The sequence below is a fragment of the Bdellovibrio bacteriovorus genome, assembly GCF_025558485.1.
GTDB classification, from domain to species: Bacteria; Bdellovibrionota; Bdellovibrionia; order Bdellovibrionales; family Bdellovibrionaceae; genus Bdellovibrio; species Bdellovibrio bacteriovorus_G.
This window is the reverse complement of record NZ_CP102930.1, coordinates 3,231,971-3,257,708: the sequence shown is the minus strand read 5'-3', so window position 1 is coordinate 3,257,708 and position 25,738 is coordinate 3,231,971. Positions and strand designations below refer to the sequence as shown.

Genomic DNA, 25,738 nt, shown 5'->3' with positions numbered 1-25,738 from the left:
CTAGTTCCCTCCTTCAGGAGAGGCTTGGTAAAGCTTGATCTGAGCCTGCAGACCAAGAATATTTGCTGCTAATTTTACTTTGCTCAATGCGGACTGAGAATAGTCCTGCTCAAACAACAATACTTGATACGTCGTTGTACGGCCCTGACGCAAACGAGTGCGCTCAGCTTCCAGCTTGGCCTTCTGAGCATCTTCAATGCGAGCCAACAAACGAAGGTTGTCACGGGCATCCTGCAAGTTGCGGGTCAGATTGATCCAGTCCTGCTCTTGCGCGTAGTATGCGTACTCACGATTCAGCTCGGCCGCACGTTCCGCCTTTTTTGCACCGGCTTTCGTGTCGCCAGCGGCAGAAATGTTCAAAGGCATGCTGAAACGAATCCCCACAAAGCCAGTGTCCTGCTCGGTTTTACCTGCATTTTTCAAAGCCTCGTTGAACTCCTCATCACGACCGTTCAAAGAATAATTGGCATACACATCCAAAGTCGGACGGTTGCGTTCCAAAGTCAGAACCGCAGAAGCCTTGGCTGCTGCCAACTGAGCATTGGTGGCTTCCACATCAGCACGGGTGCCCGGACGCTTTTCAGGAACAGTCAAAGCCTCCAGGGCCTTGTAGTTCACTTTCTCCAAAGTCTCGACCTGGGCGTAGGCCTCACGGTTCAGGAACTTATTAAAAGAGCGTTGCGCTTCCAGCTTTTCGTTGTTCGCCATCTGCAATTCCAAAGTGCGGGCTTCAACCAGAGCACGTGCCTGAATCACATCGGCGTCTTCACCCAGATTCATTTTTCTTTTCTTGGCAACGTAATCCAGAATATTTTGCGCGGCTTGTTTGGCCTGCTCTTGAATGGTCACAACATCCTGCCAGGCAGCCAGCTTCCAATAAGCTGCTTCCGCACCAGCAAGAATATTCAGGGATTGTCCCTGACCTGCAAATTTCTCTGCAATGTTCTGCGCGCGAAGAGCTTCTTCATTCGCCTGAGCGGTACGCCCGAAGCCGTTCCCCCACAATGGCATTGCCAATTCCAATTTCGGAGTTGCATCCCAATACTTCTGCGGACTGATCGGAGACGTCGGTGCCAGACCTTCAAACTCCGTGCGGCTCATATCATAATATAGTTTGGTTTGAAGACCGAAACTGAACTGTTGTGATACACCCAGGGAGTAGTATTGGCTTTTCACTTCATCATACATTTTCGGATTGCCGGGTTTTCCGTCAGAACCGATGCGTGCTTCCGCAAACAACTTTGGAGTGAAAATCAAATCTGCTTCACGAGCTTTTAGCTCTGCACCTTCTGATTGTTCGGCGCTGCCCTTGTAGGCGGAGCTTCCACTCTTTACTTGTTCCAGGTACTCATTGAGCGTGAGGGCTGAAGCAGCCGTTCCATGCAAAAGAGTCCCACATATGAGAAGCTTTGCTCCCCAATGTATGATCTTCTTGTTTTCCATACTGAGTTTCTCCAAAGTCCTATTAACTAACTGGTTGAATATGTAATCGCTTACATACAAATAAGTACCCCAACACTTATAAGTATGCAATCAATTACTTAATTGAATACCAAATGACCTTATGATACAGTATTCTATATACAGTGATTTTAGGTATTTAGGGGGCTATTCCATGTCTGAAACATCTCAACTTAAGACCACACCAGACGAAGGTGCTGAGAGTCAAAAGGGCAAAAAGCGTGATCGTTCTGCATCCGAAGAACGTTTGATTTCCGCTGGAATCGAGATCTTTTCCAAGCACGGCTACAGTGGCGCAACCACCAAAATGATCGCGAAAAAAGCGGACGTAAACGAATCCTTGATCGGCCGTTACTTTGACGGAAAAGAAGGACTGCTGCTTTCTATTATTGAAAGATTCATCGAAGACCTGCGCAGTGAAGAACTGCCCTATTCTGCACAGGAAAATCTGGCCGCTGAACTTGAAAACTATATCATCTTTAAATTGAGCACCAAAGACGACCGCGACTGTCTGGGCAAGATCATCATCGTGCAATGCCTGACCGATAATAAATTCCGCAAAAAAGCACTGGAAAGAATCCCCATGTTCTCAGACCCAAATCTGCTCAAACGGCTTGAGGTTCTGCAGAACGGAGGCAAGATTCCAAAGTCCGTTGATCTAAATGATATCTGTCAGGATCTGGAAGCCTACCTGCATGGCGTTTTTCTTTTCGATATGATTCTGGCAGAAGTTCCGGAAAAAGAAGTGCTTGCCCGCGCCCGTCGCTTTGTCAGCCGCTATACACAGGGCTACCGCAGTTAACAAAAGAAATACTGGCAATCAATAAAAAAAAGCCCACTTTCATCAAGTGGGCTTTTTTGTTTTTACTTGGCAGTTATTGTGGAATTGGCAGATCCGTGATCACACCACCGTCATCTGCGACTGGTGGTGGCGGAGTCTTCGGCGGCTTGCCAGAACCCGTTCCAGAGCCGGAACCAGACTGAGAGCCATTCTCTTTGTCTTTCTTTTCCTGCTCTTCTTTACGTTTACGCTCTTCTTCTTCCTTGCTCTTACGTTCTTCTTCCTGACGTTTCTTTTCCTCTTGCTGCTGTTTTGTCTGCTGCTCGTTCTGCTTGCGTTGCTCTTCCTGTTTGCGCTGTTGTTCCTGCTGCTTACGAACCTCTTCCTGACGACGCTTGTCTTCCTGATTCTGAGAAGATCCGGAAGAAGAGCCAGAAGACGATCCTGGCTTCGGCAGCTCCGGTTGAACTACGACGTCTTCACGACGGCGACGCTCTTCCTCTTGACGTCTTTTTTCTTCCTGTTTGCGGGCTTCTTCCTGACGGCGTTTTTCCTCTTGCTTGCGCTGCTCTTCCTGCTGACGGCGCAATTCTTCCTGACGACGTCTTTCTTCAGCCGCTTTTCTTTCGGCTTCGATACGGCGTTTTTCCGCCTCAATACGAGCGCGTTCTGCCGGATCATGCTGAGCACGGCACACTTTAACCGCGCGCTGGGCATCCCCGTTGGAGCGACGGAATTCATCCACGATACAATCATTCAATCTCTGGTTCTGCATCTGGCACAGACGAGCTCCATCATCCAGATACTGCCCGCCATACAGGAACAACCTGGAAACACACATACCGAAATCACTGGAGTTCGCCATTTGACAGGCCTGGGCCGCCGGCAAAGAATACCGTTCCTGCTCTGACAATGCTGATCCGTCCAAGTTTGCGTTATCCAATTCCAATACAACATCAACCACGCATTGCTGGAACTGACGGTCAAATCTGTTCACACGACAAACAGCCTCTGCTGTGGATGAAAAGATCCCCATACGGGAATACAAGTCATCAGCACAGGCCATCTGGTCATAAACCGTGGCAGATCGCTGCGGAGCTGGCGCAGGCGCTTCTTTCTTTTTGCCCCACCAAGCGTGAGAAACACTTGAAAAAGCCATGATAACGGACATTGTAAGTACATATCGTTTCATAGAAACCTCGACATTCACGGGTGGAAATGCAACCCGTGCGCCAAAGCCCTCTCAAATTAAGACGATCTGATAGAATTTCCATGGATAGCTCTTAGACAAAGATGCCGTTTTGCGCCGCCCTCCCCCCATATATTTCAGATATTTAGATGAAACCGGGGCTTATCTCAGGTAGCCTTTCAGGCATGAACTCATTCTATACCCGCACCCAATGGATTGAAGAAAACTTCATGGAAATCAAGCCTTCCTCTGAGGTGGTTTTAGATCTGAAATACGCCACGACCGACAACTTTATGAAAGAGGATATCTATGCAGGCTTCCAGCGCTGCTTTATGTCTCCGGTTGCCGGCAGGATGTTTCTAAAAGCCTGCGAAGTACTGCGCAAAGATCAGCCTCACCTGCAATTTCGTATTTGGGATGCCCTGCGCCCCCGCAGTATCCAGGCCCGTTTTTTTGACTTTTTGGCAGGAACACCTTTTCAAAGCTACGTCGCAAACCCTTACCCCGGATCTTTACACAATTTCGGCATGGCCCTGGATGTGACCCTGCAAACAAAAGAAGGGGAACTGCTGGATATGGGAACGTACTTCGATGACTTCCGCGATATTGCACAGCCAAAGCTGGAAGGGCATTTTATAAAAACCGGCGAACTGACGCCGGCTCAACTGGAAAATCGCCTGCTGCTAAGAAAGCTTCTGGAAGATCAGGGCTTCAAGGTTCTTGACCACGAATGGTGGCACTTCAATGCCCTGCCAAAAGAACATGTTTACGAAAAGCATCCTATCTTGGAATAGGCCAGATTGTCGGTGGCAGATCAATTTCCGATTCTGCCCACTCGTACTCTTCGGAAAAGAACAGGGCCACATAGGTGCGAAATTCAACTGAAGTTTTCACGCCGGGATGTTTGCTTTTCTTAATCACCAGTCGATAAACCAGTTCATGCAGAATTAAAGCCGCCTGGTTTTTTGCATCCAGCTTATCCCACAGATCAAGCGAGATATCATAGCGGCGGCCAAAAGAGGATTTTTCAGTCCACTGCACCGCCAACTGCTCCAGATAGCAACCTTCTTCCAGAACGTAGTGCCCTTCGTCCTGCACATTCGGTAACCTGCCAGAAATAAACTTCACTTCGCTTGTAAAAAGAAACAGCTCATATCGAAGCTCACGAACAAACTGAGGATGCCTTCTGGACAGGCGATTCAACACCTGATTCAGCAGTTCCGACGCCGAGGTTTCCATAGTCGCATAAGACCAAAGCGAAAAACCCCGCTGCTTAAGTTCATACATGTCCAACAACTGATAACGTGGGCCCTCTTCAGAATTGCAAATGACAACGTCACCGCCATTGCCGCGATCAAAAACCCCTTCGCCACCCGCCCAGGAGTTAAATCCGCTTAGCAACAGTATAAAAGTAACAAGACATTTCATTCTACACCCCCAGCTCGGACACAGGCACAAGCTGCACATTCAGATTGTAAATTTCAGAGGTCTTTCCCCGCTTCATCACACGTGCCATTTTACTTTTAAATTCGCGAATCAGCTTCTTGGCCTCTTTCAGGTTTTGCAAATCCACCGGGAAAGTCATGGAGGTGATATCGCGACTTAGAACGTCCACCGTGTTCATTTTTTCCAGCCCCTGTAAAATGCAACTGGCATTGGCCTTACGCAAAGCCTCTGACGGGATATCAGTCAGAGTGGACATCGAACGATGAACATTGCTGATTTTGTTATTCTGATCAATCCGCACAAATCCCATGCTGACCAGACGTTGTAAAACCTCATCCGTGCGCGCCAAACTAAGCCCCAGCTTTTTCGCGATCCACTTTCGGTCTGATTTGAACGTGGACACCTCGATCAAAGACATCAAGGCAAAGTATTCCCAATCCTGCACCAACACCACTTCGTCCATTTTAAGACGGCGCGGAGCAACGCCTTCATACCGACTGCGCCCGCGGCGTTCTGTGCGCTGTAAATTTTCATTTTCCACCAGACGCAGGAAGTATTGCTTTTCATAGGGTTCAAGTCCCAGCTTATTGACAATTGACTGGGCTTTCTTTTCCGTCAGCGGCGCCTTGCCATTAAGAATTTCAGTCAAACGTCCGCTGGAAATCCCCAGAAGCTTGGCATAAGAACGTTTGGAAAAACGGGAGTTCTTACTTTTTTTACTGTTGTAGTCGAACAACAGAACATCTTTGGAAGTTGCAAATTTCTGATTCGGCATTTGCCGCGATCCTATAAATACAGGCCACATCCTTCAAGATGGATTTTATATAACTGCTCCGCATAAGTCGGCCAATTTGGAGCATAAAAAGACCGAACAGTCGATCTAGTGCTCCAAAACGCTGAGGCGCGAGAAAGGCCCGCCGATAAGAAAATTACAGAGTGAGGTGGGTTATGATGGTACGTTTGTGGGTCCTCTTTGCAGGAATCCTTCTTACCGGCTGCACATTGGATGCGGAAATGCTTCGCCGTATGGAACAAAGCCTTAAAACGCCCGAAGTGGTTTTAACCAGCTCGTCACAAGATAATACCAATATATCCCCCATTATGGTGAGCGCAGAATTTTCCAGCGAGATTTCAGGGTTCGATGCTGAGGATCTCAATTTGATAAATGGAACCGCCATCATCACCGGATCAGGCAAGAGCTACCTCATCGCCATCACTCCGCAATTAGCCGGAGTCGTCAGCGTTTCAGTCAAAGCCGGTTCCGTTACCGGTACTGATGGATATGGCAACTCACCTTCAAACACCCTGCAAAAAATGTTCGACGATGTCCGCCCAACGCCGCCAGTTATTTCAAACAGTCCTTCGGCTGCCACGCCTGATACATCCCCTGCCATTTCCTGGACCGGAGCCAGCGACGGACACTCGGGAATTCACCATTACGAAATTGCGCTGGGCACAACCGCAGGCTCCGACAATCTGGTGGCGTGGGATATAACTGCAGAATCCTCGAAAACATTTGAGAGTCTGACTTTACAGGATGGCGTAAACTACTACGCCTCGGTGCGCGTGACTGACAATGCCGGCAATGTCAGCACGATCGTCTCCGGCCCCGCCTTTCAGTATCAAGCGCCTTTAACTTGTCCTTTAGGCTATGTCCGCGTGCCCGCTTTGGCTGGATATTCCGCCTCTGATTTCTGCGTGATGAAATACGAAGCCAAACAGGATGGGACCAAAGCTGTTTCCACTGCGGCCGTGGTCCCTTGGGGGAATCTAACTCGTGCTGCTGCCGATGCTGCCTGCAAGGAAAGCGGCAGTCGCTATTCACTCATCACCAATTATCAATGGCAAACCATCGCCCGCAATATCGCGGATGTCGATGCCAACTGGTCCGGTGGTGTTGCCTACAGCGGGGAAATCAGTCGCGGCCACAGCGACAGCACTCCTTTTGATGCGCTGGTCGCCAGCACAGATGACAACGATGGCTGCGCTGGCACCGGACAGACTTGCAATTCCACTGTATATAACAATCAACGCCGCACACATGTGCTTTCCAATGGCGAAGTCATTTGGGACTTCGCAGGGAACCGGCATGAAATGGTTTTGGAAAATGACGGTTTCGGAACTACAAATGTCGGGGGCTATGTTGCCTCCCTTACCGCAGGTGACCGCCGTCAGTCCGATTATGGCAATGACACAGTCTGCGCGGCACCAGCCAGCAACAACTACTGCGGCTTCGGAAAACATAATTTCTATGACTATAACAAAGTGGTGATTCGTGGGGGCAATGCCACCTATGGGGATTCGGCAGGAATTTTTGCGGCTTACATGGGTTATGATCCGGCTTATCCGGTGGGAGGCTCTGTCGGTTTCCGCTGTACTTATAAGTAATAGTTCTGAAACACGAGCATCGGTACATCGTGATGCGGCGAAAAGACAATCTTAACAAGAAATGGGGCAGATTTTATTTGTCGGATAGCAGCTTTGGATAGGAGACTCCCAGTCATATCCCAAAGGAGCGCCATGAAAGCAAATATTTTGAAAAGATCCCTCGCTTTAGCCGCCGTATCCATTCTTTCCACAGGTTTTGCACCTATTACCCCCATGGGGATTTACGGCGACGACAATCGTTCCGATCTGTATGAAGTTCAAAAAGAGGAAGTCCGCGCTGTCGCCGCCTCTACTGCGGCACTTATCGGCAAGGAGCATCTTCAAAATAATGATTCAAATGGTTACTATCACAAGGGCTCCACTCTGGGGCATGAAAAAAAACTCTGTCCAGAGGAAAGATTCATTGATCAACCCGCCTTGTCCGACTGCTCTGGCTTTCTGGTGGGCGAAGATCTGTTGGTCACGGCAGGACATTGCATTCTTTCTGCAAATTCCTGCAACAGCTTTTATTTTGTCTTTGATTATAAAATGGACAACGCCCATGTCGGGCCAAAGTTTTCCAGCTATGATGACGTCTATTCCTGCAAAAAAATTATCGAACGCAAACTCAGTGATGCAGCAGACTATGCACTCATTCGCCTTAATCGTCCCGTAAAAGGTCGCAAACCCCTTCGCCTGCAAGCCCGTTCAGCACAGGCCGGCGACACTCTTTACGCCATTGGTTACCCTTCGGGCCTGCCAACCAAAGTCGCTGACAACGCCACTGTCAGAACCTCATATTCTGATTATTTTGTAGCCAATTTGGACACCTTCAGTGGAAATTCAGGATCGGCCGTATTCAATGCGGAAACAAACGAAGTAAATGGTATTTTGGTGCGTGGTGATGATGACTTTAGATACGACAGAGCCAGACGCTGCAATGTCACTAATCGCTGTCCTGACGACTCTTGCAATGGGGAGCATATCACCCATATCTCGTTTATCATCAAGGCCCTTGCAAAAATCAAGAGCGGCACATCTGAATAAAAAAAAGCCCGGAGTGGAAAGAGAGAGAAACCACTCCGGGCAGCCAGTCAAAGAACTATTTCATCGGCTTTGTGTGAACCGCGAACTTTTCAAATTCGCCGTACTCATGAAGTTTGTTATAAAGCGTCTTGATCGTAATACCCAGGTTGTTTGCAGCCTGAGTTTTGTTGCCACCAAAGTGAGCTAACGCTTTCAGAATGTAACGCTTTTCAAGCTCGTGCAAAGTCATTGCCGGGTCATAAGCAATCACATCTTTTTCCGTTTCGCCATTACGGATATTTTCTGGGACATCATTCAGCATGATCATGTGACCATCAGACAGGATCTGCAAACGTTCACAAACATTCTGAAGTTCACGGATATTACCCGGCCACTCGTAACGAACCAGAGCTTTCATCGCTTCTTCATTTACAGAACGTCCACGGTTCAGGTACGCGTGCTGGGAATTGTTCAGGAAGTGATTCACCAATGCCGGAATATCTTCCTTACGACGACGCAGTGGCGGAGCACTTACCACGATTGTGTTAATACGGTAGAACAAGTCCTCACGGAAGTTGCCACGAGTCACTTCCTGATCCAGTTCACGGTTCGTCGCACAGATCAGACGAATATCAACTTTGATTGGGTCTTTGCCACCAACACGGTAAACTTCACCCTCTTGAATGAAGCGAAGAAGTTTCGCCTGAATCGCCGGATCCAATTCACCGATTTCATCCAGGAACAAGGTCCCACCGTTAGCCGCTTCAGCCAAACCGATCTTGCGGTTGTAAGCACCTGTGAAGGAACCTTTTTCATGACCGAACAATTCAGACTCAAGCAATGTTTCGCGAAGAGCACCGCAGTTGATGGCAACAAACGGTTTGTTCTTACGACCAGAACGCTCATGGATAGCACGAGCGATCAACTCTTTACCGGTACCGGACTCACCCAACACAAGGATGTTTGCCTGGGACGGAGCTACGCGGTCGATCATCTTCATCAAACTGCCCATCACTTCAGACTGATAGACGATGGTCTTGTTTTCCACCACTTTGGAAGTTTGATTTGTGTTCCACATAACTTGGTTTGCATTCTGAGAAGAGGGCAAAACAGTCGTTGAGTTGTTTTCGTTCATAGCTCCACCTTTCGGTTTACGTACTTTATTTAAACTTGGGTGGGCGTCTCATTTTGAATATCTCAACTTGATACGCCGCGACAACGCATTGAGTTATAACTTTGGTCGTGTAGTATTTGCAATAAAAATAATGCATGACGTTAACTTTTTTTTAGGGTGTGAGCCCTAATATAGGGATTTTCAGGGCTATGGCGAAGGCATTCAGGCTTTCCGAAAATATAGATAAATACCTGAAATACATGACTTTTATTAAGTCTGCTTCGCCCTTGACTATCAAGCACTACAGCCTGGATTTAAAGCAGGCTTTTGATTATGAAAATCCCTCAGTTAAGTCCAAATCAATTTCGGAGTCCGAATTACTTTCAACAGCACGAGGGGCTTTCAACCACTGGGCGCACCTGTCCCTGGCCTCGCGCAATCGCAAGGCCGCAACCCTGAAGAGCTTCTTTTCCTGGGCTTTCGAGGAAAGTCTGACAGAGAAAGACCTCTCCCTGCAGATCACCTGCCCTAAAGTCCCGAAGAAGCTGCCCCACTTTGTGAGTGTGGATGAGGCACTGGCCGTCTTAAAAAGCTTCGACACCGAAGACAACGTTCCCCTGCGGGAAAAAGTTCTGTTTCTGCTTTTATACGGCGGCGGTTTGCGAGTCAGTGAAGCCTGCAACCTGAAATGGAACGAAGTGCATCTTTCCCAGAAGGTTTTGCGAGTCACCGGAAAGGGTTCCAAAGAGCGCGTCGTGGCCCTGCCCTCACTCACTGTGCAAGTTTTAACGAAGTGGAAAAAGGAAAGTTCCTTCAACGAATATGTTCTGGGTGAAAAACCCCTGAACTCCCGAACCGCTTATGAGATGGTCCGCCAAAGTGGTGTGCGTGCGGGATTGCTGAAGCCTTTACATCCGCATGCGCTTCGCCACAGCTTTGCCACACATATGTTAAGCAGCGGAGCGAACTTAAGAACCCTGCAAGAACTGCTGGGCCACGAAAGCCTGCAAGCCACAGAGAAATACACTCACTTGGGAATTGATCAACTGGCCCGCACGATGGAAAATCTGCATCCCCTCGGCAAAGGCAAATAAGTTCTATAGCGTCGCATGCTCAATGTAATGGCGAACCATCTGTTCCACATTGTACAGTTCGTCATCGACCACCTGACGGTAGGACACGAGCTGATTGGAATCCGCCAGATTGGTCTTTAGGAACGGCGCCATCCACGGTTCGGCATCCACCACCCCTTGTTGCAACAGGAACTTCAGATAGAAATGCATCTTCACAACCAAGGGGTCCTGCGCATTTTCAAGCGCGCGCAAAGTATGGCCCAGAAGGTTGAATAGGAATTCAGAATTCTTATCCCCTTCCTGACTGACTTTGCTGACACACTCAAGGATATGCAAGGCCAGCTCCAGACGGTCATAGTCCGTGCGCAGCCCGACAAAATCATTCACCAAAGTGGCTTCTTGCAGAACATGCATTTTGCCCTCTTCGGAGGACTGCTTATAAGTGAAGCTGACAAAGTGAGTGGGCTCCAGAACGCCGCCGCCAAAGCGCTTTTTACTTTTTAAAGCTCCGCGCGCAATAAAGGACAGCTTTTCCCCTTGAACGGAAATCGCATGCAGAATCAGATCGGATTCTCCGTATTTCATTTTTTTCAGGATAATAAAACGATTCTGCGCCTGGGTCACACATTCCAACTTTGCTGGGATTTGATATCTTCATACGAAGATATCACCGTCTTGGCAAAGTCTTTTGTGTTCAAAAAATCTGAACCGATAATCAGTAACCCGCGCAGCGTTTCAAGACTCGGAGCAGGTTCCCACCAGTGATGAAACATTTTAACCACCGACCAGTGACACATGTTGGTGGTCGCTAGTTGACGCCAGCCTTCCTCCGCAGTCACGCCAAGGCGTTGAAAGATAGTCTGTGCCAGCGCTTCAGCACTGACGTCCTTAAACACACACACCGCCCGGTCAGTTAAGCGCATCTGTCCGGGTTGAAAATAAGGCGTGGCAACAGCAGAAAGATCTTTTTCAACCTGCTCCACCAACAGAGGATTCTGAGTTCTTCCCACTCTGGATTTTTCCAGAACAGAAACAAAGTCCACCCCGTCCCAGCTCATATTGTGAGCCATCATCGATGGAGACCGGAATCTTTCCCCGACAACGGCCACCGCTGCCTGAGGCTCATAAGAACAGAGTCGAACCGAATACGGTCGAATCTCGGAATTGTCATAGAAATGCTGAAAGTGAGAGACACGGAACGAGAAAATTCTTTTCTCGTTCAGCAGACGATCCAACTCCTCGGCAAAGGGATACAGCTCGCCGGTGACGGGATGGTCTTCACTAAACAGAACGAAGCAGGTGTCTTTCTTCAGGCTTTCCACCCACTCTTTGACATCAGTGATTTGCATGTGTGACCGGGTGTGAACCTCGTAGGTTTCCTTGTAGTAGTATCCCAGCAATCCTTCAAACGCGGAGGTCTGCCCCAGAATCACCCCGATGGCTTTTTTGTGAGACATAAACTGAGCTGTGCTTTGCGAGATTTCGTACACAGCCTGTGACAAGCCGTTATAAACACGGGCACGAACCCGTGGCGCCAGACCCAAATAGGATTTAACTTGATCGTTCAATTCTTCCCAGGTTTCAGGGCGCACAACATCGATGAGCATACTGTGATTGAAGATAGCAGATTCTCTTATAAAAGAGAGTGCGACAAAGGTCTTATTTTAAGACCGGCTTTTGAGAAAGCCCGGCGGGGACATTACACTAAAGTGGTTTGTCAGGAGTTCGTTTATGCGTATGCCATTATTTTTTGTTTTGTCCGTTCTGCTTTTTGTTTCTCCAAAAGTTTTTGCCCGGGACCTTTTTGAAGCGCGTGTCTCTTACGGTTTACTGAACGCAAATCCCAATATGGACTCGTTATGCCCCAGTTGCGCCACCTCGGCCCCCAGTGTGACTCCGGCATACGGCTTGGGAGCTGATGCTATTTTAACTTTGCCACTTCCTTTTATTCCGGGGATAGGTTTGCGCTACGAAAACATGGAGCTTTCCACCAGCAAATCCGGCCAGGATCACAAGGCTAATTTCAGTCGAACAGCGTTGCTGCTTAATTGGAGACCCATTGATAATCTGATTTTTGTTGGTCCTGTTTTGACATACGGCCTTTCACATTCAACCGACTATGAAGTCACGGAATTTGGCGTAAAAAAAGCCAGCTTCTCTGCTGGCTCTGCCAAGTCGTACTCCGTCGGTTTAGAGGCCGGAGTCAAACTCATTGGGTTTTCAGTTGGAGCTGAGATCGGCTATCAGGATTTCCATTGGGATGACGCAACAGACTCGACTGGTAACGCACCCAAACAAGATATCAATATGAGTGGGACTTACGGTAAATTTATCCTTGGCTTTTCTATTTAATTATTGAAATCTTGGCACCTCTGTTACACTTAGCAGTAAGAGGTGCCCTATGACTAAAAAACAAATTGAATGGCCAGTGGCTCTGTTCTTGGTTCTGAATCCACTGATCACTTTGATCCTGGCCCCCGTTTATTTCTACTTCTACGGTTTCCAATGGGACATCCTGCTTTTTGCTTTGATTTTTGCTGCGGCAACAAACCTGGCGATCACGGCTGGATATCACCGCCTGTTTTCTCATAAAAGCTATGATGCTCATCCGTTTATTAAGGCCATGTTCCTTTTGGTTGGCGCGTCCGCGTTCCAAGGTTCGGCTTTGAAATGGTCTTCTGATCACCGTCGCCACCACACGCACATCGACAGCGAAAAAGATCCTTACAGCATTGAAAAAGGATTCTGGTATGCCCACATGGGCTGGATGTTCTACAAGGACTCTGTGAATCAGAAAATTCAGGCTCCCGATCTGGAAAAAGACTGGATGGTTAAATTCCAAAACGACTACTACGTTCCAGTGGCTATTCTTACCGGTTTTGCGATCCCGACTTTGATTGGCTGGATGATGGGTTCCTGGCTGGGTGGCTTGGTGATCGGTGGCGGTTTGCGTATCGCTCTGACCCAGCAAAGCACCTTCTTTATCAACTCTTTGTGCCACACTTTGGGCAAACAAACTTATTCCAAAGAAATCTCTGCTCGTGACTCCTGGTTTGTCGCTTTGCTGACTCATGGTGAGGGCTATCACAACTTCCACCACAAATTCCAAATCGACTACCGCAACGGCATCAAATGGTATCACTGGGACCCGACAAAATGGGTGATCCGCAGCTTAAGCCTGATGGGTCTTGCCACCAAGTTGCGCCAGATTTCTCATGTCGAAATCCTGAAAGCGCGCCTGCAAGCAGAAGCCGCAGAACTGACCAAACACGGATTTGCGGAAGAAAAACTGGCTCAGATGAAAGAAAAAATCCTGGAAGCGCAGAACAAGATGAAAAAACTGCGTGAAGATTACGAGCAGTTCAAACTGGATGCCGCTCGCAAACGTGAGGAACTAAAAGAAGCTTACGATCACAAACTGGAAGAGCTTCGCAGGGACATGGAAATCGCCAAATTAGAATTCCAAATGGGAATGAAACAATGGCGAATCTACGTAAGATCCGTCTAAGACTTGACTCAAACACAAACCCACAACTTTAATGGTTGTGGGTTTTTTGTTTTTTGGAGGTCCTATGAAACACATCCTGACATTGCTTTTTAGTCTGACCCTGTGGGCTCCTGCCGTCACTCAAGCCGGTGAATTCGCCACTCAGTTTAAAGCCAAATATCTTCCCAAAAAACTGGCCGCTGTCGAACCGGGCAAAACCTCGAAAAAAGAAATTCTAAAATCTTTCGGCAAGCCCTTAAAGACGGAAAATAACGGAAGCCTGTTGTTCTTTAAAACCGGTGACATTCCCTACGACACGACCATCGAAATCAAGAATGATCGCGTGCAGTCGTTCTATTTCCGTCTTCCCGAAGGAAAAGTTTCTTTAAAAGACATTGAAGCCCAGCTTCCTGAAGCCATCGCCAAAGATGAATCGGAAGAAGGCCACGGTGAGGGCACTGAAACCCAGATCGAACACGACGGCATTCGTCTGGCTGTGAAAAACACCAAGGCGGCCCCTGTCACGTCCTTCTATCAAAGCGCTACGCCTTAATCCCCACGTCTAAAGTAGCCACCAGGCCGGAGCTGTAGCTTCCTGACATACTGGCCATCTGATAGGCCGTACCGTCACTGAAGACATTGTCCGTGGCAAAACTGATCTTGGCAAAATTGGTTTTGCTGGCACTGTACCCGGAAACATTGTTGTAAACCGAGCTGGAGGTCGCCAGCGGGAACGTGAACTGAGAAGTACGCACAATATAGCTGTCATCCACGGCTTCCGCCAGACTGGGGTAAATTTCAAAGTGCACATGGGTCATCCGGCCGTCATAGCAGCCCGGAAAAATCGTCTGAAAAGCCACCTGTCCGTTTGTATCAGTCTGCTGCACTCCGCGCAGATAGGTTTCCTGAGTCACCCCTGAAGAATACATCGAGTACTTCCCGTTGATATCACAGTGCCACAAATAGATGACATAACCTGCCAGCGGTGCGCAGGCCGAATTCACATCCAATAAATTCAATTGAATGAGCAAAGGCACACCTGTCGCCGTGGCTGTGCCGGAATAGCCACCGGAATTCAGACTGCTGCGAATATCGCTGCGGTTGATACCGTTAATTCTAAGAACATTGATGGCACTGTCATCGTGCGCGGGATAAGGCCCGGCGGTTTCAGATGGAATCACCCCGCAGGCTCCCCCCGTGGTGCCATCGCCAGTGTCAGTGCCGCTTCCAACAGCGTTACTGAAGTTGGTCTCTGAACAGCCCAGCACACTGCCCGCCGCTGCTGATCCCAGAATGGCCAAGCCTCCGTATTTGATAAGGTCTCTGCGTGAAAGTCTTTTAAGCTCCATGAACCGCATCCTTTCGGGCACCGTCTTGCACCCTTTGGAAAAGCCTAACAAGGCACTATGGAGCCAGTATGGATGTCCAAAATGAGAAAAGCCGCAAACACCCTGTGCCTGCGGCTTATTATCGATTTAAAAAACAAATCCTAATTATTCACACTTTTTGGATTTGTTATAGAAGAACCAATGGAACTTGGAACGATCCACATTGGGCATTCCATCCACTGTCCGATTTTGATCCAGATACTCACGATGCAACTTACAATCCTGAATACGATAAGCCTCGTTCATCGCCAGCATGTCCTGGAAGGATGGCAGATAACCTTTCTTTTTATAGAACTCAGCTTCCTGCTTATAGATATTTTCTTCCAGAACCTTGGCGACGGCTTCAAACTGCACATTCGTTTTGATGCTGTCCACAGGCATGTACTTAGGCAGGGTGTCCTTCGCCACACCGAACTGACGAACCATCTTCGCAAAGTAAGCCTTCACACTGTGCTGTGGAGCCCAGTGGAATGTATAATCTTTTTCAATCATCCAGCCATACAGGCTTTGCAAAGTCGCATCCTGCATGCGCACCTGACGAAGCAATGGCAGATGGCGATATTCCGCAACAAGATCAAAACGCGGGTCCACTTCGATATCATAAGGGGCAAACAAAGAGGTCTTCGTCACACCCAGGCTGCGTGGATAGTCTGTGTTTTTGAACTTGGTCACAGTACTGCGATATTTTGGAACGATGAACTGACCATTCGTCGCCTTATCGTAAGCCATACGCACAACTTCAGAACAGAACAACGTGGAATAGTCATCGTCGTCCATGGCGAAGTCATAGCGGATGCCCTTCTTTTTATCCAAAGCGGATTTCGCATGATCATACATAAAGCGCGCGGCTTTCTTTGCCACCACCTGATCTGGAGAGCGGAACAAAGCCACGCGGGAATCTTCAGCCTGACGCCATTTTTCCAGCGGAGTGACAATCACACCATACTGAATCAAAGATTCCACCACATACTTTTTCCCGGCTTTGTCTTCACCGACAATCGCCAGGTGAGAGAAGTTGCCCTCTTCATCCGCGATACGCGCGATCATGGCGGAAACATAGGACTTACCACGAATCAGCATCACGTCACCGGATTTAAGTTCGAAGCCTTCAAACTTTGGATTCGTCCACGTGCTGGGTTTTTCATTGATCATGATCGGGGTCTTTTTGAACGTGTAAACTTTGTTCGTGTACAACCAGTCCAAAAGGTATTCTTCCGAGAAGCGCGCATACTGGAAGCCTTCGCGGATTTCCGTGATGCAGTCCTTGTTCAGCTCGTTGCGGGCATCAAAAGCCTGTAGTTTTTCATGCAAAGACACGCGGATCTGGAAGATGGTGTCCAATACCTCAGGCCCGAATTTTTTCAGATTCTCCTGTTCGCCGGGCGTTTTGGGAATGAAATGATCAGCTGGCAAATAGTACAGATAGTCCGTCACTTTATTTACAAAGCTGGCGCAAGTTTGCGGATTGAAGATTTGTGGATTGTTAATATCCGACAGCACTTTCCGGCTTCCTGTGATCAATTCATCTGTGCTGGCGGGATTGCGATAAGACTTAAATTCCGCAGACTTATTCGGGGTGCTGGAACAGGCCGTGAATAAACCAGTTGCCGTCGCAGCAGCCAACAAAACGAGCTTCTTCATAATGTATTCTCCTAATATGACCTTTCTTTTTTCGGCATCCTACGGACCTCACATAACTGGACCTTTGAACAGGAAGTGCCAGTCCCGACCTTAGCCCCCTGTTCTTGCTCCCCCATCTTTACGATAAGAAGCTGTCAAAAATTACGACAAGATTTAACAACTTTGAGGAGACAGCATGAGTGCTCACGGCGCAATGAAACAGGAATTCTTCCAGATCGACGAAAACACCCGCAAGAAAGTCATCCGTCAGGACAGAAATGACGTTGAGCCGGGAACCTGCTTCCTGTCTGTGCCGGGTCGTCAGTTGGAAGTTCTAAATATCAGTTCCTTTGGTTGCGCGGTTTTAGTTCCGGGAGCGGACTATCAGGACTTCCAACAGTGGTACAATCAACATCCTCACATGGAAGCTGATGTCTTCTTTAAAAACATTCAAACACAACATGTGGCTTTGCGCTGGGCCCGTTCAGAGAATCATAGTAAATCCGTAACCGGCGAAATGATCGTGGGCTTTGAGGTTCTGGGTGAACCTTTGAAAGTGGAACGCATCAAAGCTTTGGAAGCCTCTGCTGAAGTGATCTCAGCCCAAACAGACTATGCACAAAATCTGGCACAGCTTCCTGCGGAATTTAAAACTTTCGTGTATGAAATGAAAGACTGGCTGGAAAAGCTAAAAAGCCGCATCGATAAACTGGAAGCCGAATCCCCAGTGGACAACTGGAAAGAGGCTCAAGACTACCGCATGACAATCGCCGATGCAGTTTCTGACTATTTGGGTCACGTTCTGCCGATGAAGTATTCACAAATTCCGGCCTTTATTCAAAACTTCACGCCGGACCAATTAAAATGGGCCACTCAGTTTGCCCGCGAACAAATCGGTCATCTGGTTTACGGTGCACCTTTTGCCAACCGCGCTTACTACAAACCTCGTGGCTATGCCGGGGACTATGAAATGATGAATCACCTGTATCGTGACGAACTGGTTGGAAAAACTCTGTTTGACCAGTGCATGCATAAGTACTTTATCGACGAACCTGCGGGTGCAGCCGTGAAGAATCGTGGTCAGTATCTGTTTGAAAAGATCACTCAACTATTTGACAAGAGCTCTCCGGCCACGCCATTGAAGGTTCTGTCTGTGGCCAGCGGCCCGGCAATGGAACAGCAGATCTTCCTGCAAAACTCTCCAGCCCACTATGGTCGCCCGGTGGAGTTCACTTGTTTGGATCAGGACGAAGAGTCTTTGAAACATGCCCAAAGACAACTGCACTCTGTCGAGCGTTTTGTTAAGTCCGGCTTTAAATTCAAATTCAATAACATGGCCATTCGCAACGTCATCGCTGCGGGACTGCCAGAAACAGACTATGACATGATTTATTCTGCGGGTCTGTTTGACTACTTCACAGAACCTGTCGCCCAAATGGCAGCACAAAAAATGCTGGCTTCCGTAAAACCCGGTGGTCATGTCATCATCGGGAACTTCAGCAAAGACAACCCATGTGTTCCGTTCATGGAGCTGGTCTTGGACTGGCATTTGATCTACCGCTCTGAAGAAGATCTTCTGCGCATGTTCAAGGGCATGGGTTCAAAAGTATGGGTGGAAAAAGAGCCACTGGGTGTAAATCTGTTTGTAGTCATCCAAAAGTAGGAACTTATCCATTATGCTGGGTAAAGAAATCACCACCTCGCAACTTCGTGAGTTCGAGGTGATTGAGGAAATCAGATCTGTTCTTAAGGTCGTCGCCAATTGGATGGCGGTCCCTTTGTTCATGGCCTTCTGGGTCGCGGATCTGATTTACGTTCCCCAGTTCAAATGGCACTTCCTGGCTTTGCGTCTGACAATCATTCCCTTATGTTTCTTAGCCAACAGAGAACTTAGAAAAGAACATAATGCCACTCGTACACAATCTGTCGCGGCCTTGTATGCGGCATTGGTGGCTTTGCCTATTAATATCATGATCTACATGATTCCCGATGTGGGAACCGGATACTATGCCGGATTAAATCTGGTCGCCATTGGCGGCCTGTCGTTCATTCCTTTTTCTTCCACCTTCTTTATTGCAACCGCCGTGGGCATTTATCTGCCGTACTTTATCATTGCGGCTCTTAAGATTCAGGCGCTGACAGATCTGTGGCCTGTGGTTCTGAACTCGTTCTTTATCGTCGGCTCCATTGTGATCTGTTTCCTGATTCGCTTCTTCCATGAAAAGCTTCGCATGCGAGAAATTAACAGCCGACTGGCCCTGAAAGCGGAAATCGCCAACCGCGATAATCTAATTAGAAGTAAGACCGAAGAAGCTGTCCGCCTGAACACGTTAAGCACACAATTCAGCCCGCAAGTGGTGCAAGCCATTCGTGACGGGCGCGTGGATATTGAAAAAGGTGTGCGCAGATCCCAGATCTGTGCCATCTTCGTGGATATTGTAGGCTCTACAGAACGCGTTGTGCGTCTGGATCAGGCTAAAGTGGATCTGGTACTGGCGCGCTTTATGGACACTGTTGTCAGCATCTTCTTAAAGTACGACATCACTATCGACAAGTTCCAGGGCGATGGTATTTTGGCCTTTGCCAATGATCCCATCCGCTATGGGGACTTTATGCAAAGAACCTGTCTTGCCGCTCTGGAGGTCCGCCAGGCACTTCAGCAGGACCGCGAGTTCTATTTGTTGAACTGGAAAAAAGAAATGCAGATTCGCGTGGGTATTTCCGCCGGATATGCCAATGTCGGCTTCTATGGAAACAAGAAATTCTTCCGTTCTTACACTGCCATCGGCGCCCCGCTGCCGTTTGCTTCCCGCCTGACCAATCTGGCGGAACCAGAGCAGATTCTGATTGATTCCGATATTGCCCAGTCCCTGATGGCCGAAGGCTTCCAAGTCCGCAATATCGGCGCGCGCACCATCAAAGGCTTTGAAGACGACACCCACTATGTGTTTGAACTGATTCAGGCACCAGAGGCTCGTAAAGAACACGCCAACTCCGGCTGCCCTCACTGCCCGGACTCCGTCCTGTATCTGGATACAAACGCACACGGGCATTTTGTGATGAAATGCCGCTCTTGCAACTACGAAGCTTCCGAAAACCCAGCCGCCCTGGTCGCCAATTAAAATCCACCATTCCGGCACTGTTGAGGCATTTGACAGGGCTATGACTCTTTAGGCTTCTGACACTTACAGTCTCAGAGTGAGACGCCAGGCTGGCGCGTAAGTGCCTGATAATTGTGGAATCCTTTTTGGCAGGCCTATTGCTTTAAGAAGTACCTGAGGAGGTGCTTCTATGAAAGTGACCACATCCCATTTGTACAAGATGCTATTCCTAAGCCTTTGCTTCAGCATCGGCTGGAACAACCCTATGGATTTTTCCATAGACCTAGCTTCCAAGGACAAACAAGGTCTATCTGCACCTTTTACTGTTACAGTGCCTCCAATTTCCAAACTTGTGTCTGACAAAGACCAGGAAAAGGAAGAGGAACCAACAGAACCCACTCCTATTATTGAGCACGCTCTGGATAAGATCGAAAGTGCCAAAGGATTCCAAAGTCTTTTCGGCTGGAGTGACAACACTGCCAATCGCAACTGCCCTTCCTGTGAAGAGGAAGTTCGCAATATGCGCTACATGCAGTGTAACAAGCAGAATGATTATCTTGAATCCGAAATGGCCACAGCGGTTCTAAGCAAAGGTCTTTTAGGCGATATTATCCGCGCTCCGATTAAGACAAACTCCATCATCAAGCCCGTCTGTATTCAAATGGGTATGAATATGAAGTTCGGAGCCAGCAGCAAAACCTTCCGTGAGTGCTCTGCAAACGGCACATCTCGTCAGGCTTTCCGCCCTTGTATCTCTGAAAACTACTTTAAAATGATCAACAACAGCTTCGAAGCAGTCAGCTCTTGCATGAAGGAATTCCTGGCTCCTGGAGGCAGTGAAGAAACACAGAATCTGGATGTACGTGCAGTCTATGCTTTGATCAACGTTGAATCCGGCTTCCACGTGAACGCTCGCAGTGGTACTGGTGCTGGTGGTATCGGTCAGTTCACAGCCTCTGCCATTCAGGATGTTAATGCCAACGAACTGAATGCCGTAAGAATTTCCCTGGAAGGCAACAAGAATCCTCTTTGTTCCCGTCTGTCTTTGGAACTGTTGGACACGATGACTCCAATGCGCACTTCCAGCAACTATTCCTGTGATCGCACGGCATTGAAAAACGGCAACCCAATGAAGAACATGATCTATACCTACGCTTACCTGAAAGGTATCAAAGCGGATATGGACATGATGATCTTCAACAACAAGAACTATAAAGCCAAGTTTAAAATGTCTGAATATGACCTGAATAAGATCAAACGCGCTTTGATGATCTGGTCACATAACACCGGCCCGGCCGGCACATGGACACCGGCAAAAGCTTTGCTAAATACATTCTATCGTGGAAAAACCGTGACTGACGCGGATCAATTCATCCAGCAAATGCAGCAGTACATGCAGAAGTTCCCGGCCAGTGCAAATAAGTCATCCGCACGCCGTAAAGAGACTTCGCACTACTTCCCGTCCATCACTAAAACTTTGAATTCAATCGAGCAATCTGTCGGAGGTGGCTCATGCGTAAACTAATTATGATCGCGACAATGATTCTAATGAGCAGTTCAGCGTGGGCCTTCCAGGATTTCCAAACCTATCAGGCCACGGACAAACTGATTGAAAGAATGCAGATCGAAACCAATCTGCAAAGAAGACTGCGCATCATGGAAGCTTACAAAAACTTCCTGTATCAGCGCCTGAACACGATCGAAATCCCTGATCTGACAGAAACTCCGGACAATGACCCCCGTCTGGAAGAATACCGAAGTCTGACAGAATTCGATAACTACATCAGTCTGATTCGCATGCGTCAGGTGGATGCAAAAACCTGCACTTCCACGAAGCTTCACATTGAGCGCTCCACCAGTCGCGATGGCGGGGTGGTTCCGGAAGCTGTCGAGGCTTTAAAAATTCTTTCAGCCCTTTGCAACACATAACAAAAAGGCGGGTCCCCCCCGCCTTTTTTATTTTATAACGAAAATTCCTTTATCAACTTGGCAGCAATCGGATTGTCAATCTTGCGATCCGCGGCCATCAGCCAGATCTCTTCATAAATTCCCTGCAAAGTGCCCAGCACCACCAACTTCTTTTCCTTAATAAGGTCCGAGGCCGCCAACTCAACAATTGGAATCAACCCCACACCTTCCTGGCCCAGAAGCTTCTGCAAACTCGTATCCTGGGTTTCAGCAATACGGTCCACGCGGATTCCGTTGACGGTAAAGTAATGCTCCAGATCACGGCGCAAACGACTGTGAATCGTCGGGAAGATGAACGGCTGACCTTCCAAAGAATGCGGGAATCCCCGGCGCAGATGCTTGAACTTCGGCGAAGCACACACCACCACATCCAGTTGCGCGATGGACTTTGCAAACACTGTCTGAAAATCCACATTGGGCGGATAATTGGACAGTAATAAATCAATCTGGTGGGCCGCCAGCTCACGCAGCAGGTCGCCTCCGGCCCCCTCCAAAACTGACACTGCACAATTTCCCTTCTTATACGCCTGCATCACCACTTCCAGAATGATCTGTTTCGGCACGCTATCCAGGGCGCCGATCTGCACATGCACACGGTTGTTCTGCATCCGATCGTGCAGAACCTCCACCATCTCAGAACCCAATCGAAACACCTGATCGGCGTATTCAAAGGCGATACGCCCGGCCTCTGTCAAAAACAGCCTTTGCTTGCGTCTTTCAAAAAGATTCTTCCCTAAAGACTCTTCCAGTTGCTTTAATTGAGTACTGAGAGTCGGCTGCCCCATATTCAGTTTTTCCGCCGCTTTGGCAATCGTGCCCTCTTTGGCGATCACATAGAAGTAGTGCAAGTGATGATAGTTCAGCCATTGAATTTGATTTTCGATTTTAACGGGCATGTCATACCTCATTGTTTTAAGCGATTAACTTGTTAAAGATTATCTAATTTTTAAAATAACAGGAAGCCTTTATACTGCGTTCTGGAGGTTCAACTGTGAACGAAGTTCTATTATTCCCTTTTGCTGATTACTGGTGGTTCTATGCGGGCTTTGTGGCCTTCGTGTTCGCCATGCTTGCCCTGGATCTGGGCGTATTCCATAAACATTCACATACGGTAAGCTTCAAAGAGGCCACTATTTGGTCCATCGTATGGGTAACCATCGCAATGCTCTTTAACGCGGGTCTTTACTACTACACCCTGATGCGTTTCCCGGAAACCCCGGCCATCGCCAAGCAGGTCGGCCTGGAGTTCCTGACCGGTTATGTGATCGAAAAGTCTCTCTCGATTGATAATATCTTCGTCTTCGTCGTTGTCTTTAGTTTCTTCTCAGTTCCCTCCAAGTACCAGCACCGTGTTTTATTCTACGGTATTCTGGGGGCCCTGGTGTTCCGTGCGATCTTTATCGCCCTGGGCTCTGTGCTCATGCAGTACCAAGCGGTGGTTCTGATCTTCGGTATCTTCCTGTTGATCACTGGTGTGAAGATGATGTTCCAGCCAGACAAGGAAGTGGACCCTTCCCAGAACTGGCTGATCAAATGGCTTAAAAAACATATTCCGGTTGCGGACCGCATGCATGAAGATCACTTCTTCATCAAAGAAAATGGCGTGAAGCTGGCGACTCCGTTGTTTATTGCTCTGGTGTTCCTTGAATTTACGGACATCATCTTCGCGGTGGATTCTGTGCCTGCGATCTTCGCCATCACTAAAGAGCCTTTGCTCGTGTTCACGTCCAATATCTTTGCGATCCTGGGCCTGCGCTCTCTGTACTTCCTGTTAGCTGGTGTAGTGGATAAGTTCCATCTGCTGAAGTATGGTCTGGCTTTGGTGTTGATCTTTGTCGGCCTTAAGATGGTTTGGTTGAACAAGTTGTTCGGTGGCCACTTCCCGATCGGCATCTCTTTAGCAGTGATCTTCACGTTTATCGGTGGCTCGATTGCCGCCTCATTGCTATTCCCGAAAAAAGAAGCATAACTTCGGGTCTGCTGTAGCATTAATTGTTACTGCGGACTGGACAAGCCCTCTAAGATTGGTGATCATATTCTTAGGGGGTTTTTTATGACTAAAAGACTGTTCCTGGCTCTGAATGCGACCGATCCTTTGGCCGACACCTTTCTGCCGACCCTGAAAAAGCTGAAAATCAATGCAGACCGCCGAGATATGACCATGAAATGGGTTCCTGTCGACAACTACCATGTGACGGTGACTTTTCTGGGGGATACTCCGGAAGAAGACATCCACAAGGTGGCGGAAACTCTGGCGGAAGTCTGCACACACTTTGCCCCTTTTGAACTGAAGATCGAAGACGTTGGAGCTTTCTCCCAAGAACACGATGCCCGCGTTTTATGGCTGGGAGTTCAGAACAAAAGATATCTGGGAGAATTCAAAGAGGCTCTGGATCAGGAGCTGGTGGCAAAGAATCTGCTGACTCGTGAAGAGCGCAGCTATTCCCCTCACCTGACAATCGGACGCCTGCGCAATCCTCGCAGTGTGAAAGATATGATTTCGCCCTTTAAAAGAAAGAGCTTCGGCAAAATTCAGGTGGACGAGATCGTGTTGTACGAATCAACACTGCAAGGGGCTTTCCCTGTGTACAAGCCCCTTGCCCGATGTAAGCTGACCGGAAAGGCCAACCTAGCGGATGGCGTTCCCGTAAAGACGGATATAGATATTGCTATCACGTAGATAAATCGTCACATCAAGCTCCTCCCCCCTGAAAAAAAGCCCCAACCGTCAAAATCTTAGACAGCAAGCCGTGTTCACCAACCGCCTAGTCCTTTTTCTTGATGGCTCCCATGTAGGAGTATTGCCATGGACGGAAGGCCATCAACACCCCGGCGTCCACCACCGACACATTGTGCTCGATTTCGTAGCGGGACTCTTCCTGCATATCCATCATCAGGCGCTCCAGCTTGGCTTTGTATTTTGCAAGCGTCGGCGTGCTGATTTTAATCAGAGTGAAGCGAATATAATCTTCCGGACGGAAATCATAATTCAGATAATTGGATTTGGTCTGATCGAACAAAGCCTTGCCGACAGGCCCGTCACGGCGGAAACGCAGGAAACCCTGACGCTTCAACTTCACTTTATCACGCGGGTGCAGCTCAATCAGATTCAGACGGTCCAACTGGAACAGATACTTTTTCGATTCCGAGCCGGGGATCTGATATTCCTTTTCGATTTTCTGCGGTGTTTTTCCCTCTTGCAACATCATGTAGTAATGCAGCAGGCGTGCATTTTCCGCCAAAGCCTTTTCCTGTTCGTCATTTAAGATCATCGGCTGGTTGGCTTCTTCCAAATTCGCGGACTTGACGATTTCAGAAAAGCTTAGGTCCGCGATACGACAGATCTCCTCCAGTCTTTCAAGGCTGAGACTTTTGCTGGAAAGGATTCTTTTAACGCTAGATTCGCTCAGATCCAGAGCTTTCGCCAGATCCCTATACAGAATGTTCTTCGCTTTTAAGGATCGTTTCAAGGCATTCAAAAACTGGTCAACCTGTGACATCTCAACCTCCAAAACCAGAGTATCGTATTTCAATACCTCAATCAAGGGTATTGAATATCGACACCATTTTGCCGATCCTAGGGATAACAAAAGGAGGTCCGCAATGAACTTTCTTAGGACTATTTTCGCTCGTTTGACAGAACAAAGACCGTTCTTTTACAGCTGGGAACAGCGGGCTTTTGAACGACGCCAAGAGCAAACCTTCGGCTCGGCCCAA

Annotated in this window: 25 protein-coding genes; 14 read left to right on the top strand and 11 right to left on the bottom strand. The window is 48.3% G+C overall.

The genetic code is table 11. The annotated features are described in order from the left end of the window. On the bottom strand, positions 1–1,443 hold the full coding sequence (locus tag EZJ49_RS15895) for a TolC family protein (protein ID WP_262553255.1): 1,443 nt from the start codon (positions 1,441–1,443) through the stop codon (positions 1–3). 172 nt (positions 1,444–1,615) lie between these two features. Here EZJ49_RS15895 and EZJ49_RS15890 point away from each other — a divergent pair, with 172 nt between their 5' ends. Continuing rightward, positions 1,616–2,263 (top strand): TetR/AcrR family transcriptional regulator, encoded by a 648-nt coding sequence (locus EZJ49_RS15890; RefSeq protein WP_262553254.1) that lies wholly within the window; start codon positions 1,616–1,618, stop codon positions 2,261–2,263. A 73-nt stretch (positions 2,264–2,336) separates the two neighbouring features. Here EZJ49_RS15890 and EZJ49_RS15885 read toward each other — a convergent pair whose 3' ends face one another. Beyond that, positions 2,337–3,434 (bottom strand): hypothetical protein, encoded by a 1,098-nt coding sequence (locus tag EZJ49_RS15885; RefSeq protein WP_262553253.1) that lies wholly within the window; start codon positions 3,432–3,434, stop codon positions 2,337–2,339. A 182-nt stretch (positions 3,435–3,616) separates the two neighbouring features. Between EZJ49_RS15885 and EZJ49_RS15880 the strand changes: the two genes are divergently transcribed. Next, complete coding sequence (locus tag EZJ49_RS15880) at positions 3,617–4,225, top strand: M15 family metallopeptidase (protein ID WP_262553252.1); 609 nt, start codon at positions 3,617–3,619, stop codon at positions 4,223–4,225. Here EZJ49_RS15880 and EZJ49_RS15875 read toward each other — a convergent pair. Together EZJ49_RS15875 and EZJ49_RS15870 are read right to left on the bottom strand one after the other, a co-directional pair. Further along, positions 4,212–4,859 carry a hypothetical protein gene (locus EZJ49_RS15875; RefSeq protein ID WP_262553251.1) on the bottom strand — a complete coding sequence of 216 codons (648 nt, stop codon included), beginning with the start codon at positions 4,857–4,859 and terminating at the stop codon, positions 4,212–4,214. The two genes, EZJ49_RS15880 and EZJ49_RS15875, sit on opposite strands and share 14 nt — an antisense overlap. Position 4,860: 1 nt before the next feature. Then, complete coding sequence (locus EZJ49_RS15870; RefSeq protein ID WP_262553250.1) at positions 4,861–5,652, bottom strand: DUF4423 domain-containing protein; 792 nt, start codon at positions 5,650–5,652, stop codon at positions 4,861–4,863. A gap of 173 nt (positions 5,653–5,825) precedes the next feature. Here EZJ49_RS15870 and EZJ49_RS15865 point away from each other — a divergent pair, with 173 nt between their 5' ends. Together EZJ49_RS15865 and EZJ49_RS15860 are read left to right on the top strand one after the other, a co-directional pair. Then, positions 5,826–7,265 carry a hypothetical protein gene (locus EZJ49_RS15865; RefSeq protein ID WP_262553249.1) on the top strand — a complete coding sequence of 480 codons (1,440 nt, stop codon included), beginning with the start codon at positions 5,826–5,828 and terminating at the stop codon, positions 7,263–7,265. 132 nt (positions 7,266–7,397) lie between these two features. Beyond that, positions 7,398–8,291, top strand: coding sequence for a trypsin-like serine peptidase (locus EZJ49_RS15860; RefSeq protein WP_262553248.1), 894 nt, complete (start codon positions 7,398–7,400; stop codon positions 8,289–8,291). Positions 8,292–8,346: 55 nt separating this feature from the next. Here EZJ49_RS15860 and EZJ49_RS15855 read toward each other — a convergent pair whose 3' ends face one another. Beyond that, positions 8,347–9,405, bottom strand: coding sequence for a sigma-54 interaction domain-containing protein (locus EZJ49_RS15855; RefSeq protein WP_262553247.1), 1,059 nt, complete (start codon positions 9,403–9,405; stop codon positions 8,347–8,349). Between the two features lie 188 nt (positions 9,406–9,593). Between EZJ49_RS15855 and EZJ49_RS15850 the strand changes: the two genes are divergently transcribed. Continuing rightward, positions 9,594–10,478 (top strand): tyrosine-type recombinase/integrase, encoded by an 885-nt coding sequence (locus EZJ49_RS15850; protein ID WP_262553246.1) that lies wholly within the window; start codon positions 9,594–9,596, stop codon positions 10,476–10,478. A 3-nt stretch (positions 10,479–10,481) separates the two neighbouring features. Here EZJ49_RS15850 and recO read toward each other — a convergent pair whose 3' ends face one another. Both recO and EZJ49_RS15840 read right to left on the bottom strand, forming a co-directional pair. Continuing rightward, the gene (gene recO / locus EZJ49_RS15845) at positions 10,482–11,081 is read right to left on the bottom strand and encodes a DNA repair protein RecO (RefSeq protein WP_262553245.1); all 600 of its coding nucleotides are present in this window, start codon (positions 11,079–11,081) and stop codon (positions 10,482–10,484) included. Next, the gene (locus EZJ49_RS15840; RefSeq protein WP_262553244.1) at positions 11,078–12,064 is read right to left on the bottom strand and encodes a hypothetical protein; all 987 of its coding nucleotides are present in this window, start codon (positions 12,062–12,064) and stop codon (positions 11,078–11,080) included. The genes recO and EZJ49_RS15840 overlap by 4 nt, the downstream gene beginning before the upstream one ends. A 70-nt stretch (positions 12,065–12,134) precedes the next feature. On the opposite strand from EZJ49_RS15840, the gene EZJ49_RS15835 reads away from it, so the two are divergent. From EZJ49_RS15835 to EZJ49_RS15825, 3 genes are all read left to right on the top strand, one after another. Continuing rightward, positions 12,135–12,809, top strand: a complete 675-nt coding sequence (locus EZJ49_RS15835) for a hypothetical protein (RefSeq protein WP_262553243.1) — start codon at positions 12,135–12,137, stop codon at positions 12,807–12,809. A gap of 49 nt (positions 12,810–12,858) precedes the next feature. Then, positions 12,859–13,965: a fatty acid desaturase gene (locus tag EZJ49_RS15830; RefSeq protein ID WP_262553242.1), complete on the top strand. Its 1,107-nt coding sequence runs from the start codon at positions 12,859–12,861 to the stop codon at positions 13,963–13,965. 64 nt (positions 13,966–14,029) lie between these two features. Further along, positions 14,030–14,497 carry a hypothetical protein gene (locus tag EZJ49_RS15825; RefSeq protein WP_262553241.1) on the top strand — a complete coding sequence of 156 codons (468 nt, stop codon included), beginning with the start codon at positions 14,030–14,032 and terminating at the stop codon, positions 14,495–14,497. On the opposite strand, the gene EZJ49_RS15820 is transcribed toward EZJ49_RS15825, so the two are convergent. Both EZJ49_RS15820 and EZJ49_RS15815 read right to left on the bottom strand, forming a co-directional pair. Beyond that, the gene (locus EZJ49_RS15820; protein WP_262553239.1) at positions 14,487–15,293 is read right to left on the bottom strand and encodes an intradiol ring-cleavage dioxygenase; all 807 of its coding nucleotides are present in this window, start codon (positions 15,291–15,293) and stop codon (positions 14,487–14,489) included. The genes EZJ49_RS15825 and EZJ49_RS15820 overlap by 11 nt on opposite strands. Positions 15,294–15,437: 144 nt before the next feature. Beyond that, positions 15,438–16,973, bottom strand: a complete 1,536-nt coding sequence (locus tag EZJ49_RS15815; RefSeq protein ID WP_262553238.1) for a YiiX/YebB-like N1pC/P60 family cysteine hydrolase — start codon at positions 16,971–16,973, stop codon at positions 15,438–15,440. Between the two features lie 175 nt (positions 16,974–17,148). Here EZJ49_RS15815 and EZJ49_RS15810 point away from each other — a divergent pair, with 175 nt between their 5' ends. From EZJ49_RS15810 to EZJ49_RS15795, 4 genes are all read left to right on the top strand, one after another. After that, on the top strand, positions 17,149–18,615 hold the full coding sequence (locus EZJ49_RS15810) for a class I SAM-dependent methyltransferase (protein ID WP_262553237.1): 1,467 nt from the start codon (positions 17,149–17,151) through the stop codon (positions 18,613–18,615). 13 nt (positions 18,616–18,628) lie between these two features. Next, positions 18,629–20,074, top strand: a complete 1,446-nt coding sequence (locus tag EZJ49_RS15805; protein WP_262553236.1) for an adenylate/guanylate cyclase domain-containing protein — start codon at positions 18,629–18,631, stop codon at positions 20,072–20,074. A 169-nt stretch (positions 20,075–20,243) separates the two neighbouring features. Then, complete coding sequence (locus EZJ49_RS15800; protein ID WP_262553235.1) at positions 20,244–21,578, top strand: transglycosylase SLT domain-containing protein; 1,335 nt, start codon at positions 20,244–20,246, stop codon at positions 21,576–21,578. Further along, a complete protein-coding gene (locus EZJ49_RS15795) occupies positions 21,566–21,982 on the top strand; it encodes a hypothetical protein (protein ID WP_262553234.1) in 417 nt (138 codons plus the stop codon). Before EZJ49_RS15800 ends, EZJ49_RS15795 begins: the two co-directional genes overlap by 13 nt. 32 nt (positions 21,983–22,014) lie before the next feature. Here EZJ49_RS15795 and EZJ49_RS15790 read toward each other — a convergent pair whose 3' ends face one another. After that, positions 22,015–22,917 carry a LysR family transcriptional regulator gene (locus tag EZJ49_RS15790; protein ID WP_262553233.1) on the bottom strand — a complete coding sequence of 301 codons (903 nt, stop codon included), beginning with the start codon at positions 22,915–22,917 and terminating at the stop codon, positions 22,015–22,017. A 95-nt stretch (positions 22,918–23,012) separates the two neighbouring features. Between EZJ49_RS15790 and EZJ49_RS15785 the strand changes: the two genes are divergently transcribed. Next, positions 23,013–23,990 carry a TerC family protein gene (locus EZJ49_RS15785; protein WP_262553232.1) on the top strand — a complete coding sequence of 326 codons (978 nt, stop codon included), beginning with the start codon at positions 23,013–23,015 and terminating at the stop codon, positions 23,988–23,990. A gap of 84 nt (positions 23,991–24,074) precedes the next feature. Beyond that, positions 24,075–24,701, top strand: a complete 627-nt coding sequence (gene thpR, locus EZJ49_RS15780) for an RNA 2',3'-cyclic phosphodiesterase (protein WP_262553231.1) — start codon at positions 24,075–24,077, stop codon at positions 24,699–24,701. 85 nt (positions 24,702–24,786) lie between these two features. Here thpR and EZJ49_RS15775 read toward each other — a convergent pair whose 3' ends face one another. Further along, a complete protein-coding gene (locus EZJ49_RS15775) occupies positions 24,787–25,521 on the bottom strand; it encodes a helix-turn-helix domain-containing protein (protein WP_262553230.1) in 735 nt (244 codons plus the stop codon). Positions 25,522–25,738: the final 217 nt, after the last annotated feature.

What these genes read in the sequence shown, in the direction of transcription:
- EZJ49_RS15895 (WP_262553255.1), bottom strand. Translation starts at nt 1,443, where the DNA reads ATGGAAAACAAGAAGATCATACATTGGGGAGCAAAGCTTCTCATATGT.
- EZJ49_RS15890 (WP_262553254.1), top strand. Translation starts at nt 1,616, where the DNA reads ATGTCTGAAACATCTCAACTTAAGACCACACCAGACGAAGGTGCTGAG.
- EZJ49_RS15885 (WP_262553253.1), bottom strand. Translation starts at nt 3,434, where the DNA reads ATGAAACGATATGTACTTACAATGTCCGTTATCATGGCTTTTTCAAGT.
- EZJ49_RS15880 (WP_262553252.1), top strand. Translation starts at nt 3,617, where the DNA reads ATGAACTCATTCTATACCCGCACCCAATGGATTGAAGAAAACTTCATG.
- EZJ49_RS15875 (WP_262553251.1), bottom strand. Translation starts at nt 4,859, where the DNA reads ATGAAATGTCTTGTTACTTTTATACTGTTGCTAAGCGGATTTAACTCC.
- EZJ49_RS15870 (WP_262553250.1), bottom strand. Translation starts at nt 5,652, where the DNA reads ATGCCGAATCAGAAATTTGCAACTTCCAAAGATGTTCTGTTGTTCGAC.
- EZJ49_RS15865 (WP_262553249.1), top strand. Translation starts at nt 5,826, where the DNA reads ATGATGGTACGTTTGTGGGTCCTCTTTGCAGGAATCCTTCTTACCGGC.
- EZJ49_RS15860 (WP_262553248.1), top strand. Translation starts at nt 7,398, where the DNA reads ATGAAAGCAAATATTTTGAAAAGATCCCTCGCTTTAGCCGCCGTATCC.
- EZJ49_RS15855 (WP_262553247.1), bottom strand. Translation starts at nt 9,405, where the DNA reads ATGAACGAAAACAACTCAACGACTGTTTTGCCCTCTTCTCAGAATGCA.
- EZJ49_RS15850 (WP_262553246.1), top strand. Translation starts at nt 9,594, where the DNA reads ATGGCGAAGGCATTCAGGCTTTCCGAAAATATAGATAAATACCTGAAA.
- EZJ49_RS15840 (WP_262553244.1), bottom strand. Translation starts at nt 12,064, where the DNA reads ATGCTCATCGATGTTGTGCGCCCTGAAACCTGGGAAGAATTGAACGAT.
- EZJ49_RS15830 (WP_262553242.1), top strand. Translation starts at nt 12,859, where the DNA reads ATGACTAAAAAACAAATTGAATGGCCAGTGGCTCTGTTCTTGGTTCTG.
- EZJ49_RS15825 (WP_262553241.1), top strand. Translation starts at nt 14,030, where the DNA reads ATGAAACACATCCTGACATTGCTTTTTAGTCTGACCCTGTGGGCTCCT.
- EZJ49_RS15820 (WP_262553239.1), bottom strand. Translation starts at nt 15,293, where the DNA reads ATGGAGCTTAAAAGACTTTCACGCAGAGACCTTATCAAATACGGAGGC.
- EZJ49_RS15815 (WP_262553238.1), bottom strand. Translation starts at nt 16,973, where the DNA reads ATGAAGAAGCTCGTTTTGTTGGCTGCTGCGACGGCAACTGGTTTATTC.
- EZJ49_RS15810 (WP_262553237.1), top strand. Translation starts at nt 17,149, where the DNA reads ATGAGTGCTCACGGCGCAATGAAACAGGAATTCTTCCAGATCGACGAA.
- EZJ49_RS15805 (WP_262553236.1), top strand. Translation starts at nt 18,629, where the DNA reads ATGCTGGGTAAAGAAATCACCACCTCGCAACTTCGTGAGTTCGAGGTG.
- EZJ49_RS15800 (WP_262553235.1), top strand. Translation starts at nt 20,244, where the DNA reads ATGAAAGTGACCACATCCCATTTGTACAAGATGCTATTCCTAAGCCTT.
- EZJ49_RS15795 (WP_262553234.1), top strand. Translation starts at nt 21,566, where the DNA reads ATGCGTAAACTAATTATGATCGCGACAATGATTCTAATGAGCAGTTCA.
- EZJ49_RS15790 (WP_262553233.1), bottom strand. Translation starts at nt 22,917, where the DNA reads ATGCCCGTTAAAATCGAAAATCAAATTCAATGGCTGAACTATCATCAC.
- thpR (WP_262553231.1), top strand. Translation starts at nt 24,075, where the DNA reads ATGACTAAAAGACTGTTCCTGGCTCTGAATGCGACCGATCCTTTGGCC.
- EZJ49_RS15775 (WP_262553230.1), bottom strand. Translation starts at nt 25,521, where the DNA reads ATGTCACAGGTTGACCAGTTTTTGAATGCCTTGAAACGATCCTTAAAA.